General features: G+C 47.4%; 16 protein-coding genes. 3 read left to right on the top strand and 13 right to left on the bottom strand.

Going from position 1 to position 14,970, the window contains the following annotated elements:
- Positions 1-173 precede the first annotated feature (173 nt).
- The 10 genes from ACXAD6_RS02305 to ACXAD6_RS02260 all read right to left on the bottom strand — a co-directional run bounded on the left by ACXAD6_RS02305 (position 174) and on the right by ACXAD6_RS02260 (position 8,481).
- Positions 174-353 carry a hypothetical protein gene (locus tag ACXAD6_RS02305; protein ID WP_474967461.1) on the bottom strand — a complete coding sequence of 60 codons (180 nt, stop codon included), beginning with the start codon at positions 351-353 and terminating at the stop codon, positions 174-176.
- A gap of 70 nt (positions 354-423) precedes the next feature.
- Complete coding sequence (locus tag ACXAD6_RS02300; protein WP_474967460.1) at positions 424-1,248, bottom strand: cupin domain-containing protein; 825 nt, start codon at positions 1,246-1,248, stop codon at positions 424-426.
- Between the two features lie 119 nt (positions 1,249-1,367).
- Entirely contained in the window at positions 1,368-2,816 is a 1,449-nt protein-coding gene (locus ACXAD6_RS02295; protein ID WP_474967459.1) for a protein adenylyltransferase SelO, read from the bottom strand.
- Positions 2,817-3,063: 247 nt separating this feature from the next.
- Positions 3,064-3,801, bottom strand: coding sequence for an amino acid ABC transporter ATP-binding protein (locus ACXAD6_RS02290; RefSeq protein ID WP_027955789.1), 738 nt, complete (start codon positions 3,799-3,801; stop codon positions 3,064-3,066).
- A gap of 12 nt (positions 3,802-3,813) precedes the next feature.
- Complete coding sequence (locus ACXAD6_RS02285; RefSeq protein WP_027955788.1) at positions 3,814-4,515, bottom strand: amino acid ABC transporter permease; 702 nt, start codon at positions 4,513-4,515, stop codon at positions 3,814-3,816.
- Entirely contained in the window at positions 4,502-5,338 is an 837-nt protein-coding gene (locus tag ACXAD6_RS02280) for an amino acid ABC transporter substrate-binding protein (RefSeq protein WP_474967458.1), read from the bottom strand. Before ACXAD6_RS02280 ends, ACXAD6_RS02285 begins: the two co-directional genes overlap by 14 nt.
- 192 nt (positions 5,339-5,530) lie before the next feature.
- Positions 5,531-6,718: a cation:proton antiporter gene (locus ACXAD6_RS02275; protein WP_474967457.1), complete on the bottom strand. Its 1,188-nt coding sequence runs from the start codon at positions 6,716-6,718 to the stop codon at positions 5,531-5,533.
- Positions 6,719-6,803: 85 nt separating this feature from the next.
- Positions 6,804-6,926, bottom strand: coding sequence for a hypothetical protein (locus ACXAD6_RS02270; RefSeq protein WP_474967456.1), 123 nt, complete (start codon positions 6,924-6,926; stop codon positions 6,804-6,806).
- A gap of 30 nt (positions 6,927-6,956) precedes the next feature.
- Positions 6,957-7,421, bottom strand: coding sequence for a divergent PAP2 family protein (locus tag ACXAD6_RS02265; RefSeq protein ID WP_027955785.1), 465 nt, complete (start codon positions 7,419-7,421; stop codon positions 6,957-6,959).
- A 73-nt stretch (positions 7,422-7,494) separates the two neighbouring features.
- Positions 7,495-8,481, bottom strand: a complete 987-nt coding sequence (locus tag ACXAD6_RS02260; protein ID WP_474967455.1) for a DUF3231 family protein — start codon at positions 8,479-8,481, stop codon at positions 7,495-7,497.
- A 285-nt stretch (positions 8,482-8,766) separates the two neighbouring features.
- Between ACXAD6_RS02260 and ACXAD6_RS02255 the strand changes: the two genes are divergently transcribed.
- Together ACXAD6_RS02255 and ACXAD6_RS02250 are read left to right on the top strand one after the other, a co-directional pair.
- Positions 8,767-10,104, top strand: coding sequence for a sugar porter family MFS transporter (locus tag ACXAD6_RS02255; protein ID WP_474967454.1), 1,338 nt, complete (start codon positions 8,767-8,769; stop codon positions 10,102-10,104).
- Positions 10,105-10,279: 175 nt separating this feature from the next.
- Complete coding sequence (locus tag ACXAD6_RS02250) at positions 10,280-11,800, top strand: BCCT family transporter (protein WP_474967453.1); 1,521 nt, start codon at positions 10,280-10,282, stop codon at positions 11,798-11,800.
- A gap of 151 nt (positions 11,801-11,951) precedes the next feature.
- Here the strand turns inward: ACXAD6_RS02250 and ACXAD6_RS02245 are convergent, their stop codons facing one another.
- The 3 genes from ACXAD6_RS02245 to ACXAD6_RS02235 form a co-directional block, all read right to left on the bottom strand.
- Positions 11,952-13,151: a DUF819 family protein gene (locus tag ACXAD6_RS02245; protein ID WP_474967452.1), complete on the bottom strand. Its 1,200-nt coding sequence runs from the start codon at positions 13,149-13,151 to the stop codon at positions 11,952-11,954.
- 206 nt (positions 13,152-13,357) lie between these two features.
- Positions 13,358-13,819, bottom strand: a complete 462-nt coding sequence (locus tag ACXAD6_RS02240) for a flavodoxin (RefSeq protein WP_474967451.1) — start codon at positions 13,817-13,819, stop codon at positions 13,358-13,360.
- A 3-nt stretch (positions 13,820-13,822) separates the two neighbouring features.
- Positions 13,823-14,206, bottom strand: coding sequence for a hypothetical protein (locus ACXAD6_RS02235; protein ID WP_474967450.1), 384 nt, complete (start codon positions 14,204-14,206; stop codon positions 13,823-13,825).
- A 436-nt stretch (positions 14,207-14,642) separates the two neighbouring features.
- Here ACXAD6_RS02235 and ACXAD6_RS02230 point away from each other — a divergent pair, with 436 nt between their 5' ends.
- Positions 14,643-14,957 (top strand): hypothetical protein, encoded by a 315-nt coding sequence (locus ACXAD6_RS02230; protein ID WP_474967449.1) that lies wholly within the window; start codon positions 14,643-14,645, stop codon positions 14,955-14,957.
- The last annotated feature ends 13 nt before the right edge of the window (positions 14,958-14,970 follow it).

Below are 14,970 nucleotides of genomic sequence, written 5' to 3'. Positions count from 1 at the left end.
TCATGTGATTACATGGTTCATACTAGTAGCCTTATGTTAATGACAGAATAAGTAATGGTAAGAATGAGTTAATTCCACGTAATAATTATGTAAATCCTTATATAGTGTACCCGGAATCCATCCCCCTACTTCCGCATAAAAAAAGTACGTTCCCATAAGGGGAAACGTACCTTTTAATGGTCTTCATGACTGGAATCTGCTGGTTTCACCGTTAAAGCGGTTGCAATGATAAAAAGACATGTATTGATCCAGAGCATCACACCGTTCCAGTTGTTTTCAAAAAGGGTGACATTCACAAGGGCCATCCCCTGCATCATGAAAATAATCAGCAGTAAAAAATACGAGAGCTTCATGTTATCCCCCCTGTTTATTTCAATTATTACAAAAGGGGAATCGAACCTCAAGCTTTCTCGCGACAAACCTTTATTCTTCAGCCTCCGCAGCCAACGCATCCGCTTTTGTCTTATGGACCGTGCCGAATGGATGCTCTGGAGGAGCGTAGATGGAATACAGCTTCATAGGAACGTCCCCGGTATTTGTTACGTTATGCCACATTCCTGCTGGAATCATGATTGCATAGTCATCCGAAACTTCCCGTTCAAATGTAAGCTGGTCTTTTTCAGGTCCGATTTGTACTTTCCCACGTCCCTGCTCCAGACGGAGAAACTGATCAACATCCGGATGAATCTCAAGGCCGATATCATCTCCGACACCGATGCTCATTAAAGTGACCTGAAGATCGTCTCCCGTCCAGATGGCTGTGCGGAACGTATCGTTTTGAACGGTCGCTTTTTCGATATCCAGCACATAAGGCTGGCCGCCGAAGTCCACAGTCGTTCCTGTTTCTTCCTGACGGGTCAACAATCTGTACCACCGGCCTGCTTCGTCGGCATTACTTTGACAGGCACGCTGAAGACACGGTTCACATGGGGTGCCCTGCAGTGCCCTGAACGCCTGCTGATCATAATTATAGTGATTGAGCTTCATTTCATATGCTTTCTGCAGTCCATCCTGATACGTATTGAAAGCTGGCGGTACGGCCTTGAGAGAAGGCTGCCTTCCTGTCATCTGTCTATAAAGGACGGTCTGCTCATTCAAGACAGCTGATTCTTTTTCAAAAGCCTGCCTGATGACGGATTGGTCAGCAGCAGGAGCATACGAAAAAAGGCGCTGATAAAAATGGGCGGCGGCCGCTTTGGAAGCGATGCTGTTCTGCAGAATATCTCCAGCCGTCTCCTGCCTGTTCATAGGTGGGTATGGATACACATGGATCTTCCCTTCCTTACAATCTCGCCTTATCTTATGCAGAGAGGGGCAGGAACGTACATCCATTAAAAAACCGGTCTCAAAGAAGAGACCGGTTTTCTTTATGTGCCGCAATACGTGCGGTACGGCTGATCCGACGGCTCTGGAGGCTGGGCGTACTCCTCCTGCGCATCGGAATAGGCGTAAGGGTTTTTCAGTTGTTCCATCAGCTGATGCATCACCGAATAGTCATCCTCTTGAATGACTGCTTCCAACGCCTCTTCTACTCTATGGTTCCTGGGAATGATGGCAGGATTGGCCTTCTTCATTGTTTCAAAAGCGAGGTGCAGCGGCTGCTCCTGTCGTTCGAGACGTTTTTTCCATTGATCATACCAGCTTGAAAAAGCGACGGAATGATACATCGGCAGCTCTTCCGGTCGATCAAGCGTCAACGCTCTGAAGGTGTTCGTATAGTCCGCTTCCTGCTTTTTCATGATATCCAGAAGATCATCCATCAAGGCTCGATCCTGGCTTTCCTCACTTAAGAATCCGAGCTTATCCCTCATCCCGTTGACCCAGTGTGTTTGGAAATAGGAGCCATAGCGGCTGAGGATTTCCTGAGCCGTTTCGACAGCGGCTTCTTCTTCGTCATCAAGAATCGGTATCAAGGCTTCAGCCAGACGGGCAAGGTTCCACTGAGCGATAGGCGGCTGGTTTTGATAGGCATACCGTCCCTGAGTATCGATGGAACTGAATACTGTTTCCGGGTGATACACGTCCATAAAGGCACAAGGTCCGTAATCAAATGTCTCCCCGCTGATCGCCATGTTATCGGTATTCATCACCCCGTGGATGAAGCCTGTCAGCTGCCATTGGGCAATCAGCGACGCCTGTCTTTCCACGACCTTCTCATAAAAAGCGGCATACCTGTTTTCTTCTCCTGCCACTTCAGGATAGTGGCGCTGGATGGCGTAATCGGCCAACAGTCGAAGGGCGTCCACATCACCAAGGCCGGCGGCATATTGGAACGTGCCCACGCGTAGGTGGCTGCTGGAGACGCGGGTTAAAACCGCTCCTGGAATTTCAATTTCCCTTTGGATATGTTCTCCGGTTGTCGTAACAGCCAGAGTCCGATTCGTCGGAATACCGAGTCCATACATGGATTCACTGATCATGTATTCCCGCAGCATCGGGGCGAGTCCTGCACGACCATCGCCACGTCTTGAAAACGGGGTGCGTCCGGCTCCCTTCAATTGGATATCCAATCGTCTTCCCTTATTCGTGACCTGTTCACCAAGAAGGACGGCCCGGCCGTCCCCAAGCATCGTAAATTGACCGAATTGGTGACCGGCATAGGCCTGGGCAATCGGGTCAGCTCCGTCTGGAAGCTCATTTCCACTCCATAGTTCCGGGTGTTGTTTGGAATCATCCGGGAGGCCGAGTTCTGCGGCCAGATCATCGTTAAAAACGACGCAGGCCGGATTTTTGACTGGTGTCGGTTCCACTTTGGCATAAAAATGTTCCGGAAGCAGTTGATAGCTGTGCTTTAAGTTCCATCCTGTCTGTGTCATTGAATCTCCTTCATTCATAGTAGTGTTATCGTTAACCCTAACATAATTCTTCCCTTGATGCTTAAGATCTTTCATGTGGATAGTCACGCTCCTTTGGTGCCGCGGCAGGAGGCGGACAAATCCTGTGACTTGACCAAATGAGGATTGAACAGGGCAGCGGTACGTCCATTTTACAGGATCCATCAAAAAAGACTGCCGAGAATTTTCTCGACAGCCTGCAGCTCTACTCAAAAAGCCGGGTTCCTGTTTATTGCCCGATCCGCTGAAGAAACTGCTGGGTCCTGGGTTCCTTGGTAGAATGGAACACCTCATCCGGGGTCCCCTCTTCCACAATGGTTCCTTGATCCATGAAAATAACGCGGTCCGCTACTTCTTCGGCGAACTTCATTTCGTGGGTGACGACGACCATCGTCATCCCTTCTTCCGCCAGTTCCTTCATGACGTCAAGAACGTCCGCCACAAGTTCAGGGTCAAGAGCAGATGTCGGCTCATCAAACAAGATGACCTCTACACCTGTCGCCAGAGCGCGGGCGATGCCGACACGCTGCTGCTGCCCTCCGGAAAGCTGGTGGGGATACACATCCAGTTTGTCCCCCAATCCCACCTTGTTCAAAATATCAGCCGCTTTTTTCTTCGCTTCTGTTTTAGGCGTCTTCTGAACCGTTACAGGGCCTTCCATCACATTCTGGACAGCGGTTAAATGAGGGAAAAGATTATGGTTTTGGAACACCATTCCGGTCTGCTTCCTGAATTCCACCAGCTGCTTTTTCTTCTGGGGACGGCTGAAATCAAGGGAGCGTTCCCCAATGGTGATTTCACCGGATTCCGGGGTCTCCAATATGTTCAATGAACGAAGCAGCGTCGTCTTCCCTGACCCTGAAGGTCCGATAACAACGACCACTTCCCCGCGGTTCACGTTCATATCAATGTCTTTCAGCACATGAAGGTCACCGAAATATTTATTCAGTTGATTTACTTTTATCATTGTATCAGCCTCCTACTTTGCGACATATCTTTCCATTCGATTTTCAACCCGGTCCTGAACAAACGACAGAGCCACACAGATCATCCAGTAGATGAGGGCTGCTTCGGAATAAACGAGTAGAAATTCGTAATTTTGAGCAGCAATTTCCTGAGATTTCCGGAACATTTCCGTGTACGTAATGGTTGAAGCGAGCGACGTATCCTTGATCAGACTGATAAACGAGTTGGAAAGCGGTGGGATGGACACCCTTGTCGCCTGAGGCAGAATGACACGCTTCAACGCCTGTGCGGTTGTCATCCCGATAGACTCGGAGGCTTCCCACTGTCCTTTCGGGATGGATAGAATAGCTGCTCTAATAATTTCAGAGTTATACGCCCCCATGTTCAGGGAGAAACCGATAATCGCTGAATAAAAAGGACTGATGGTCACGCCAAGAGATGGTAGACCGAAAAAGATTATGAATAACTGCACGAGAAGCGGGGTGCCGCGAATGATGGAAACATAAGCGCGGGCCACGCCCCGGAAAAACTTCACGTTCGACAAACGCATCAATGCTGTGATGACAGCGAGCACGATCCCAATAGCGAATGTGATCAGCGTCAAAGGAATTGTATAATATAAAGCCCCTTTCACCAAAGGGAGAAAAGAGCTTGTAAAAATGTCCAGGTATTTTTCCTGCATGTCAGGGTTGGTGAATAGATTACTTAGATACATCTTCACCAAACCACTTCTCGGAAATTTCGAGGTATGTGCCGTCTTCCTTCATTTCTTTTAAGGCTTCATTGACAGCTTCCACAAGTTCCTCATTTCCTTTTCTGAACAACAGACCGCTTTCAGAAGCTTCATCCGCACGAGCGGCAATTTTCACCGGAGCCTCCGGGCGCTGCTGCATATAGTCCAGAACAGACAGACGGTCATTGACTGTTGCTTCAATGCGGTTGCTCGCAATCATCTGCATGGATTCGTTAAAGCCTTCCACCCCTGTAATTTCTGCGTTGTTGGCTTCTGCGATATCACGGTAGTTACTCGTCAGAGACTGAGCTGTATTGACGCCTTCCAAATCTTCAAAGGATTGAATGGAGTCATTGGCTTCGTTGGTCACCACGACCGCTGATGTCTGGATGTAAGGATTGGAGAAATCATACTTCTCCTGACGATCTTCCCTGATTCCGACTTGGTTGGCTACCATATCAAAACGTCCCGCATTCAGGCCAGCAAACATGGAATCCCATTTCGTCTCATTGAATACCGCTTCTACTCCGAGACGGTCTGCGACTTCCCTGGCGATTTCTACATCAAAACCGGTCAATTCATCATTATCATCATGGAACGTATACGGACGATAGGTTCCTTCTGTTCCAATGACGAGTTCCCCATTATCCTGGATTTCTTTCAGAAGGTTTTCCTCTCCGTTCCCTTCTGTTTCAGAGGATTCTCCCCCTTCCGATGTATTTTGGCTTTCCTCCCCACTTGTTCCGCAGGCAGCCAGAACAAGGGCAAGAAAACCGATCGATAATAACCATGTTAATTTTTTCATTTTATTTTCCCTCCGTAATACCAAGTAAATTTATAAGTTTTAATGACTTAGGTATCATAATTCAGATGATATGTCGATGTCAATCGATTGAACTCTTTCTTTTATCCTTTTCCAAATGCCGTAAATTAACCAGCATACAGTCTTGTTCCTAAAGCATAAACAGAGCGGGATCCTCATGGGACCCCGCTCTGTTTATGCTTTCAATAGTTTTTTTGAAATCGGTGCAACACCTGCGCTCTGAAGGATAAGCGAGATGATCACAACAGCGAAGGCAAGCGCTGTAAAGGCACCTCCTCCGCCCACTCCGGCTTCAAATGATAAAATGAGAAAAATGGACATCGTTCCCTTTAAACCAGCCCATGTCAAAAGCGCAGACTCGCGCCAGCTGATTTTCCTCCGCCAGTTGGGGAACAGCTGCGTAGAACCGGCAATGACGATGAACCGGACGACTATGGACAGAAGAAAAACGACAGCGGCCAGTCCCCAAAGCGTCGAAACGAGATACCCTGCGGCTTCAATCCCAATCAACAGGAACAATAAAGAAAGGGCCGACGTTTCTACAACTCCCCAGAAACCGTCAAGGGTTTCTTTAAAGTGCTCTTCCTTAATCGTTCTTCCGTATTCAAAAGACAGCATCAGACCAGCGGATACGACTGCAAGCACACCGGAAACTTCGAGATATTCAGCCAGGTTAAAAATCCCGTAGGCCAGGACGATGCTCAGCATAACCTGGTATTCACGGTTGTGCGTGTAATGGACCCCTTTACTGATCAACCTGCCAAAGGCCACTCCGAGAGCGATCCCCCCGAAGGAAACGAGTACGAACTCACCAAAAAAGGACAGCAGGGAGACATCGGACTTCCCTGTATACATCCCCATCAGAACAGAAAAAATGACAATGCTGGTTCCGTCATTTAAAAGGGACTCTCCTTCCACAACATCCGCCATCTTGTCATCACTCGTCGAGTTCTTCAAGATCGACACGACAGAAACCGGGTCTGTCGGAGTCAGAACAGCCGCCATCAACATCGCCCCTGTCAGGGACAGGGAAAGGAATGGACCGGTCACCGCATAAATCGCAGCCCCCAGAATACCCACAGTTCCTATGATGCCGATGGAAGCCAGAAAGATAATCAACGGGCTGTTTCTTTTGAATCCCTCCGGAGGGAAGCGGTACGCAGATACAAATAACAGAGCGGGAAGAAATACATGATAAATCAGATGCTCTGTTACCTCAATGGTTGAAAAGTAGGGAAGAAACGACAAACCGACCCCAATAAACACCAGGATCATGGGAACAGGAAGGTTTTCCTGCTTTTTGTCCAGGGTGAAGATAAGATAACCGATCAATAACAGCAGAATCGTTTGATTGATGGACATAGGATCCCCCCTTTTTTTTCATCTCTCCATTTTCCGATGTTCCTAAACATGAAAAACCCGGCTATATGCCGGGTCTTCCCATTATTTATGACTTCTGTTTTTTTGCCAGCTGTGCTTTGACCTGGTTGTACGAAAAGCCGGACAACGCATTCAAGCGCTTCACTTCATCCACGTTCGTCCTTGAACGCCGACCTGCTGTTTTTCCCATAAGCTCCACCTCCTTACATGAGGGTGACGCTTATCCTTCCACGCGTGCGGAAGCATAACCGAGCGCAATACCTAAAAGGGCTCCTCCCAGGACTTCAACAGGCTGATGTCCAAGCAGTTCTTTCAATTCTTTTTCACGCTCTACAAATTCAAGGCTGGGAAAATCACCGGATATTTGAGCGACGTTATCTTCAAGGTCGTTGACCAGCTGGGCGATTTCTCCCGTATGTCTGCGGATGCCCTGTGCATCATACATCACGATGACACCAAAAATAACAGCCAGGGCGGTTTCTGTATGACGAGACCCTTTATTCGCTGCAATATAGGAGGCAAGCGCGGCTACACCTGCAGAATGGGAGCTTGGCATTCCGCCGGTGGTCGCCACCTGTTTCACGTCCCACACCCCATGCACTCGTTTATGGGTGACAATTTTCAATGCCTGTGCGATTCCGATTGCTGACAGTGCTGTAACTATTCCTCGGTTCATTTTGTTCATGGTTTACACCCTCCCATTCAGACTACCATGTACCTTCCCGTTAAAAAGTCTCTTTATTCAATCAGGAAGATGATTAATGTTTTTCTGTCTGGGGAGGCTCTTCCATCCATCCGTGTTTAATCATCAATTTTGCCCCTTTATGGGCATATTCAAAAATATCCTTCATAAATAAGGAAAGTTTCGCCGGCAGGTCATTCCGGAGACTGAAAGCTGTTCCCAGCGAATTCCCTCCTAATGAGAAGCTGCAGAACAGACTGACACAATACAGCATCATTTTATCTGAAAATGGAGAGAGATGAGACTGGGTGACATTGCCGCCCGAGGTCATCGGAGCAGGCGTGTCATTTTCAAACATGATTGTGGTCAGCTGCTTTACAATCCCTTTAGCCAGATTTCCGCCTTCATGGAAATATTTTCTCGTTTCAGGTTCTTTGGCCACCTGTGAAAAACCGTAAATCATCTGCATACCGATGATATTGGACTCAATTGCGTGATGGATATGGGTCATTTCCACTGTATTCAACGCTCGTCTCCCTTGGATCGGCTTGAACAATTTCAGGTAGTCCTTATCGTGTACATGCTCCACCGGCTTTTGGATGGAGACATAAGGAGCATGTGGAAGAAGTCCTTTTTTAAGCAGATACTGGGTGCACTTTTCATAATATCTTTGTGTAAGGTAGGTTAGTTCACGATACATTTCAATAATATCCTTCTGATAAGACATCGTCAGGTTCAGCGTATGCATCCCCATACTGATTTCTTTCACAAGCCGGACGAACATGATATCAAAACCATTATCGTAGAGTTTTGGAACCTCTTTTGTCACATCGTCCTTCGTAAATCCAACCGGCACTTCAAGGCCATGCTTTTCAAATATTTTTTCTATCTTCTCCGCATAGGGTTCAATGTCCTTCTGCAGATGGACCATAATCTTTTCCGCTTCCCGGTCATCCGCTTTTTCTATAAAATAGTCCAGCATCCTGAGAATCATGGTCTTTTGCTGGTAGGTCATCCATAACGTCCCGATTTCGGCAGAAGAAAGTTGAGAATTGTCCGCCATACTGACTCCTCCAATTTGGATTGCACTAAAAACTTCTGTATCCACGTGCTTTTGTTTTAGTCTGAGCTAAATCCCGTTTTTCATCCTGCAACCTGTTGAAAAGACGAAACCCACCTCTATCCACTGTTGTCAGAAGAAAAGCATCAATATTTTTCACTGATCCAAAATCCCCATACCAGAGGAATATGAAATCGGTATCATGAAAAATCAGGAAGGCGTTGTTGTTTTTAACAAAGGATTTCGTGGTAGAACCCATTTAGCAGATTAAAAAAAGGTGGTCATGTTATGAATCGTTCAATAAGCAAAGGGTGGATTTTCTTTTTCGGTGCCCTTGGCGGATTATTATATGGGTATGATACCGGTGTCATTTCCGGAGCCCTCTTATTCATCAGTGATGATATCCCACTGACAGACTTCCTGGAAGGGCTTGTCGTCAGTTCTCTCCTCGTCGGGGCTATTGTTGGTGCAGGTTTGAGCGGCTACGTTTCCGACCGGTTCGGACGAAGAAAAGTGGTGTTTACGATCGCTTTGATCTACATAGCCGGGTCTTTTGTCCTTGCATTTGCACCGAACGTTCCCATGCTCGTCACAGGACGGGTCATCCTGGGACTGGCAGTCGGCGGGTCAACGGCCATTGTACCGGTTTATCTATCGGAAATGGCGCCGACGGATTCTCGTGGTGCGCTGGGGTCATTGAACCAGTTAATGATTACCATCGGGATTGTCCTTGCCTATCTTGTGAACTATGCGTTCGCACCTGTTGAAGGCTGGCGCTGGATGCTCGGTCTTGCTGCGGTTCCTGCCGTCGTTCTTGCTGTAGGCGTCATGTTTATGCCGGAAAGTCCGAAATGGCTCCTTAAACAGAATCGGGAGAAAGAAGCGCGCAAAGTGATGGGATTGACAAGAGACGAGAAAGAAATTGAGAAAGAAATGGAACAGATGAAGAAAATCGAAGCGGAAAAAGAAGGCACCTGGGATGTCCTGAAAGCTAAATGGGTCCGCCCCATGCTTCTTGTCGGAAGCGGAATTGCTATATTCCAGCAGCTGATCGGGATAAATGCGGTCATCTATTATGCTCCTACCATCTTTACAGAAGCAGGACTGGCCGATTCTGCTTCCATTCTTGGAACCGTTGGGATTGGAGTACTGAACGTACTGATGACACTCGTGGCTATTGCAACGATCGATAAACTCGGAAGGAAAAAGCTGCTGCTGATCGGGAACGCCGGGATGGTCACAAGTCTTGCGGTTCTGGCTGCCATCTTATTTACAGCCGAACTTACCACAGCTGTTGCCTGGCTGACAGTCGTTTTTCTTGGCTTGTTCATCATCTTCTTCTCCGCTACATGGGGACCTGTCGTCTGGGTCATGCTGCCGGAGTTGTTTCCGACTAAAGCGAGAGGGGCTGCCACAGGCTTTACGACACTGCTGCTGTCCGCCGCCAACCTGGTCGTCTCCCTCTTCTTCCCGATTCTACTCGGCGCTATCGGAACCGCGTGGGTATTCGTTCTATTCGCAGTCATCGGTATACTCGCGTTCCTATTCGTTTATACGTATGTACCGGAAACGAAAGGACGAAGCCTTGAAGAAATCGAAAATGATCTACGGGGAAGCACCAGCTGAATCTCCTAAAACTCCCTGCCTTGAGGCAGGGAGTTTTAATATTACGAATATTTCTTCTTTTTTAGAACTTCTGGATTTTATGTTCAGCGTCGTATATAATTCTGTTTATGCACTTTTTATAAAGTTTTTTCTGAACGAACTATACGAACGAGATAAACATTTCAGGAGGAATAACGTGAATAAACTTTCACCCATGTATTGGATTGCTTTAGCAATAGGAATTGTGTTTGTAAGCTGGGGAGCGATTTTCCCTGATCACCTATTAAATACGATGATGACGATTCGGAATGGAATCCTTGACCGTTTTGGCTGGTTCTATCAATTCGCCGTCACCTTCATGCTCATTATTGCCTTCATCATTGCCTTCAGTAAATACGGGAAAATCAAACTTGGTAAAAAAGATGATAAACCCGAGTATACTACTCCGACCTGGTTTGCGATGCTGTTCAGTGCAGGTATGGGAATTACCCTGCTGTTCTACGGATTGACAGAACCGGTCACCCACTATGCCAACCCGCCCGTGGGAGATGCACAGACGATCGAATCAGCTAAACTCGGTCTTGAAATCAGCTATCTGCATTACGGCCTGCACGCCTGGGTCATTTATGCGATTGTATCCCTCGTGCTTGCCTACTTTAAATTTAAAAAAGATAAGCCGGGTCTGATGAGTGCTACCCTTACGCCACTCTTCGGTAACCGCATGAACGGTGTCGCCGGTTATATCGTCGATATCATCGCTGTTTTCGCTACCATCTTTGGTGTCGCCATCTCACTTGGCGTAGGTGCCCAGCAGATCAACAGCGGCCTTGCGTATCTATGGGGCGTGCCGAACAACTACGGCGTCCAGCTTATCATTATGGGAATAACAGCCGTGCTGTTTATCTACTCAGCAGCTTCCGGCCTTTCTAAAGGCATCAAATACATCAGTAACATCAACTTGATTCTGACTGTCGTATTATTTGCAGCTTTCCTGCTGCTCGGACCTACGGGATTTGTATTGGAAACGTATTCCACAACCCTTGGAAACTATATGCAGAACTTCGTTCAGATGGGGATGCGCTTCAGCCCGTTTGATGCAGAAAACAACCAGTGGGTAAAAGACTGGACGATTTTCTACTGGGCCTGGTGGATTTCCTGGACGCCATTTGTGAGTTCCTTCATTGCCCGTGTATCCAAAGGACGTACTGTACGTGAATTTATTGTGGCGGTTGTTATTGCCCCTGCTCTTGTCTGTACCCTTTGGTTCGGCGTGTTCGGTGGAGCCGGCATCTACTTCGACTTTGTGGAAGGCGTCAACGTAGCCGGTCAGTCCATGGAATCTTCCTTGTTCTATGTCTTTGACCAGCTTCCATTCAGCGGTCTGCTTTCCTTTGTAGCCGTTATACTGATCATGACGTTCTTCATCACATCCGGGGACTCCGCCACATTCGTCCTTGCAATGCAGACGTCCCGCGGAAGCTTGAACCCTCCATTCTTTATGAAATTGAGCTGGGGTATTATCCTGACAGCGATCGCCATGATCTTAATGGGGGCTGGAGGACTTGATGGTCTACAGGCCGCAGCGATCATCAGCGGTTTCCCGTTAACCATTATACTGCTGTTGATGATCGTCAGTCTGCTCAAGTCGTTCAGAGAAGAATTTAATGAAGCGGCTGGATCGGACTCCGAAGAAGAACAAGATCAAAAGTCTGCTTAACGAAAAGAAGCTGCCATTAGGCAGCTTCTTTATTTTGTATCGACGTTCACCAATCTCATGCCTCTCTTTTCTATATCCAGTCCAAACCTACTGTCTCTTCTATAATAAAAACCCGCCTCTCCTGCAAATGCAGATGAGGCGGGTCTTTTATTTAGCCCCCGGCAATCATCCGGGCGAGCTGGCCGCATAGGAGAGCGGCGTACATGCCGACGACGTTTCCGAGAATCCCCATGAGAAGGCCGACTGGCGCAAGAGCCGGCTGGAATACGGACGCTACAATCGGCGCAGAACTTGTCCCGCCAATATTCCCCTGTGATCCGACAGCGACGAAGAACAATGGAGCACGAAGCAGACGGGCAGCAGTGAAGATAAAGAGTATGTGAATAGAAAGCCACACCATTCCCATTAAGAGAAATTCAGGAGCTTGAACAATATCTGCAAGATTCGCTTGAGCCCCTATTCCGGTAAGGAACAGATAAATTCCCATATACCCAATTTTGCTGGCACCATAGTATTCAAGCTTCCTCACCTTCGTAAAGGAAAGCAGGATACCAACAGCGGTAACAAGCAGGAATGTCCAAGTCGATGTGCTCATCACATCAGATTTCGGGATGAATGACAAATCAGCAAACAAACGGATCAAGTATGAACCGGCAAAACCGACCGCCAGAATCGCAAACAACTGTGGCAGCTCCAGCGGTTTAGCGTTGCGTGCCACGTCGGTAGCAATATCTTCGTTGATTTTTTTAATTGTAGAGTTATCTGCCTTGTTCCACTTATTGAATCGATCCTGGAAGTTGGCCAGGGAGATCATGACACCCATCCAGCCGATTCCAACGAGTGTATCGGTCAGAATAATCGGACTTAAAATATCATCCGGGGTCTTGAAGGCTTCTATCATGGCACCCATGTTTCCGGTACCACCGATCCAGCTTCCGGCAAGCGCTCCGACTCCGCGCCAGGCTTCATCAGGAAGCACACCTTGGAACAGGGCGAAAGCAACCGGGCCGCCGACGACGACTCCGAGAGTTCCTGCCAGGAAAACGAGGACCGCTTTTCCGCCGAGTTTCAAAGTGGCCGGAACGTTCGTACTGATCATTAGAAGCAGCAGACCTGCCGGAAGCATATAAGTACTTAAAAAGCTGTAAAGGTCAGAACTCTGCGGGATGATGCCGAATGTCGTCGACAACATCGGAAGAAAATACATCCAGATCAACGGCGGCAGATAGCCGAAGAATTTTTTCAGTGGTGCATAGTCAACTGTCGCTAACATGAAAACAATGCCGACGATAGCTATTAAATAGGCGAAGACCGCCATAGGCTCTTGGATAAGGGCTTGTGTGAAAATCATGATGATACTCCTTTTCTACGTAATCCTTTGAATTATCAAACAATTTATGGTTTATAAAAGCCACATTGAGGGAGTATAGCACAGGAAAACCGCTTGAGAAATAAAAAAGTACTGCCATTATTTTTCCAATCCAACCCATAAAAAAGAGGCTCCCTACGGGGGCGCGCATGTAAACGCTCCCCTGTAAAAAGCCACTGTTGAAAAATTTATTTCAATTGTATTAATCGTCCCAGATGTTCGATGATTTCGTCTGTAAAAACCTGCAGACGTGTCAAGTCTTCTTCCTTATCGGGATGCATATCTACTTTCCATCCTTCCGACATCCGCTCTCCACCGACAGCCGTTAACCTGTCTTCAAAAAGGTTCACTGCTTCACAGAACTGCGGGTAGGAGGTATCCCCTGATCCGAATACTGCAATACCTTTACCCGTCAGATCGATGTCTTCCAGGTCTTCGTAGAAATCTTCCACTTCATAAGGCAGATCTCCATCATTCCACGTATAGGATCCTAAAAGGACCGCATCGAAACCGGCGAGAAAATCGGGCTCGATTTCTTCTATTTCTTCCAAGTGGATGTCATGATCTCCTTCGAGACGCTCCTTGATCAAGTCCGCCATTTCCTCCGTATTCCCGGACATGCTGGCAAAGCCAATGAAAATGCGTGCCATAGGTTACACACCCTTTACGAGGCTGTCTTCAAGGTAACCGGAAAGCCGGGCGTGGAGACGTGCATGTGTCCGGAAACTCTCCTCATCTTTCCATTCCAACGCCTGATTGATTTTATACGTGTGATAGTTGAGAGCAAGCTGGATATCCATTTTCGTAGAAACTGCACGGCGGTCATAAAGGTCCTGGACAAACTGGGCGGACATTGGAAAAGCGCCCTCCTCATTTTTCCGCACGAGCACATACCAGCCACGGTTGGCCACAGCGTATGGATTTTGAACAATATGTAAACGATCTCCCTTATCAAACCGGATTGTTTGATGACACGAGCATTGACGACTTCCTTTTTCGTACGTAAAGGATTTGACAACAAATAAGCATTCCTGCATTGTCTTCTCTCCCTTCCTGATTCACACCTATATCATAATTGATAACGATTATCATTGTCAATAAAAAATAAAACGCACAGTCCCCCTGTACGTTTATTCCGTATGAAAGTGTCCGTCCTGGAGCTGTTTTTCAAGAATGACGCTTTTTACTGAGCGCCTGCTTTTTACTGAGCGCCTGCTTTTTCTCTTCCGTCTGCTTATTATAGCCGCCCGCGGATGAGCTTCTGCTATTTAAATATCATTCTCCTTGTCTACATCCGCAGCGATCGCCCGTTTATGACACAGCTGATTGCCGAGAATCCACCTTGTTTTCCTCCCATCCCCTCTGTCATTCAGCTTTCCGGAACGCGATCCCCCCATTAACCCGGACGGGCCGCTTGACTCTTTCCAACATCTTCAAAATAGACTACACTGTCATAAAAAAGGAGGGATCTCTGTGAAACCAACAGCATGGATGCTCCTTGAACTTCTCCGTATTCTCCTGCTGCTTCCATTCATTGGAGCAGTACTCTGGTCTACCGTGCTTGGACCGCTTTACGAAGCTGTCGACGTTCATGATCCATACAGAGTGGTTGGAGCAGCCGGCGTATGGGTCTTTTTATTTATTATATATAGGAATTACCTTCAATTCAGTGGATGGTACAAAGGAAAAGAAAGACGGAAGCTTCCACGCGGTGCCTTGATCACCCTTACGGTTGTATCCCTGCTCATGACTATCGGTCCACTTTTCTTAGGATTGAATGGATTGTGAAGAAATTTCAAAA

Source organism: Halobacillus sp. ABH2_015 (assembly GCF_056158945.1).
The sequence above is the reverse complement of the archived record's forward strand: the minus strand, read 5'-3'. Positions and strand labels throughout refer to the sequence as shown.

Bases quoted from the DNA above. Each gene is read 5' to 3' on its own strand.
- ACXAD6_RS02305 (WP_474967461.1), bottom strand. From the start codon at position 353: ATGAAGCTCTCGTATTTTTTACTGCTGATTATTTTCATGATGCAGGGG.
- ACXAD6_RS02300 (WP_474967460.1), bottom strand. From the start codon at position 1,248: ATGAACAGGCAGGAGACGGCTGGAGATATTCTGCAGAACAGCATCGCT.
- ACXAD6_RS02295 (WP_474967459.1), bottom strand. From the start codon at position 2,816: ATGACACAGACAGGATGGAACTTAAAGCACAGCTATCAACTGCTTCCG.
- ACXAD6_RS02290 (WP_027955789.1), bottom strand. From the start codon at position 3,801: ATGATAAAAGTAAATCAACTGAATAAATATTTCGGTGACCTTCATGTG.
- ACXAD6_RS02285 (WP_027955788.1), bottom strand. From the start codon at position 4,515: ATGTATCTAAGTAATCTATTCACCAACCCTGACATGCAGGAAAAATAC.
- ACXAD6_RS02280 (WP_474967458.1), bottom strand. From the start codon at position 5,338: ATGAAAAAATTAACATGGTTATTATCGATCGGTTTTCTTGCCCTTGTT.
- ACXAD6_RS02275 (WP_474967457.1), bottom strand. From the start codon at position 6,718: ATGTCCATCAATCAAACGATTCTGCTGTTATTGATCGGTTATCTTATC.
- ACXAD6_RS02270 (WP_474967456.1), bottom strand. From the start codon at position 6,926: ATGGGAAAAACAGCAGGTCGGCGTTCAAGGACGAACGTGGATGAAGTG.
- ACXAD6_RS02265 (WP_027955785.1), bottom strand. From the start codon at position 7,421: ATGAACAAAATGAACCGAGGAATAGTTACAGCACTGTCAGCAATCGGA.
- ACXAD6_RS02260 (WP_474967455.1), bottom strand. From the start codon at position 8,481: ATGGCGGACAATTCTCAACTTTCTTCTGCCGAAATCGGGACGTTATGG.
- ACXAD6_RS02255 (WP_474967454.1), top strand. From the start codon at position 8,767: ATGAATCGTTCAATAAGCAAAGGGTGGATTTTCTTTTTCGGTGCCCTT.
- ACXAD6_RS02245 (WP_474967452.1), bottom strand. From the start codon at position 13,151: ATGATTTTCACACAAGCCCTTATCCAAGAGCCTATGGCGGTCTTCGCC.
- ACXAD6_RS02240 (WP_474967451.1), bottom strand. From the start codon at position 13,819: ATGGCACGCATTTTCATTGGCTTTGCCAGCATGTCCGGGAATACGGAG.
- ACXAD6_RS02235 (WP_474967450.1), bottom strand. From the start codon at position 14,206: ATGCAGGAATGCTTATTTGTTGTCAAATCCTTTACGTACGAAAAAGGA.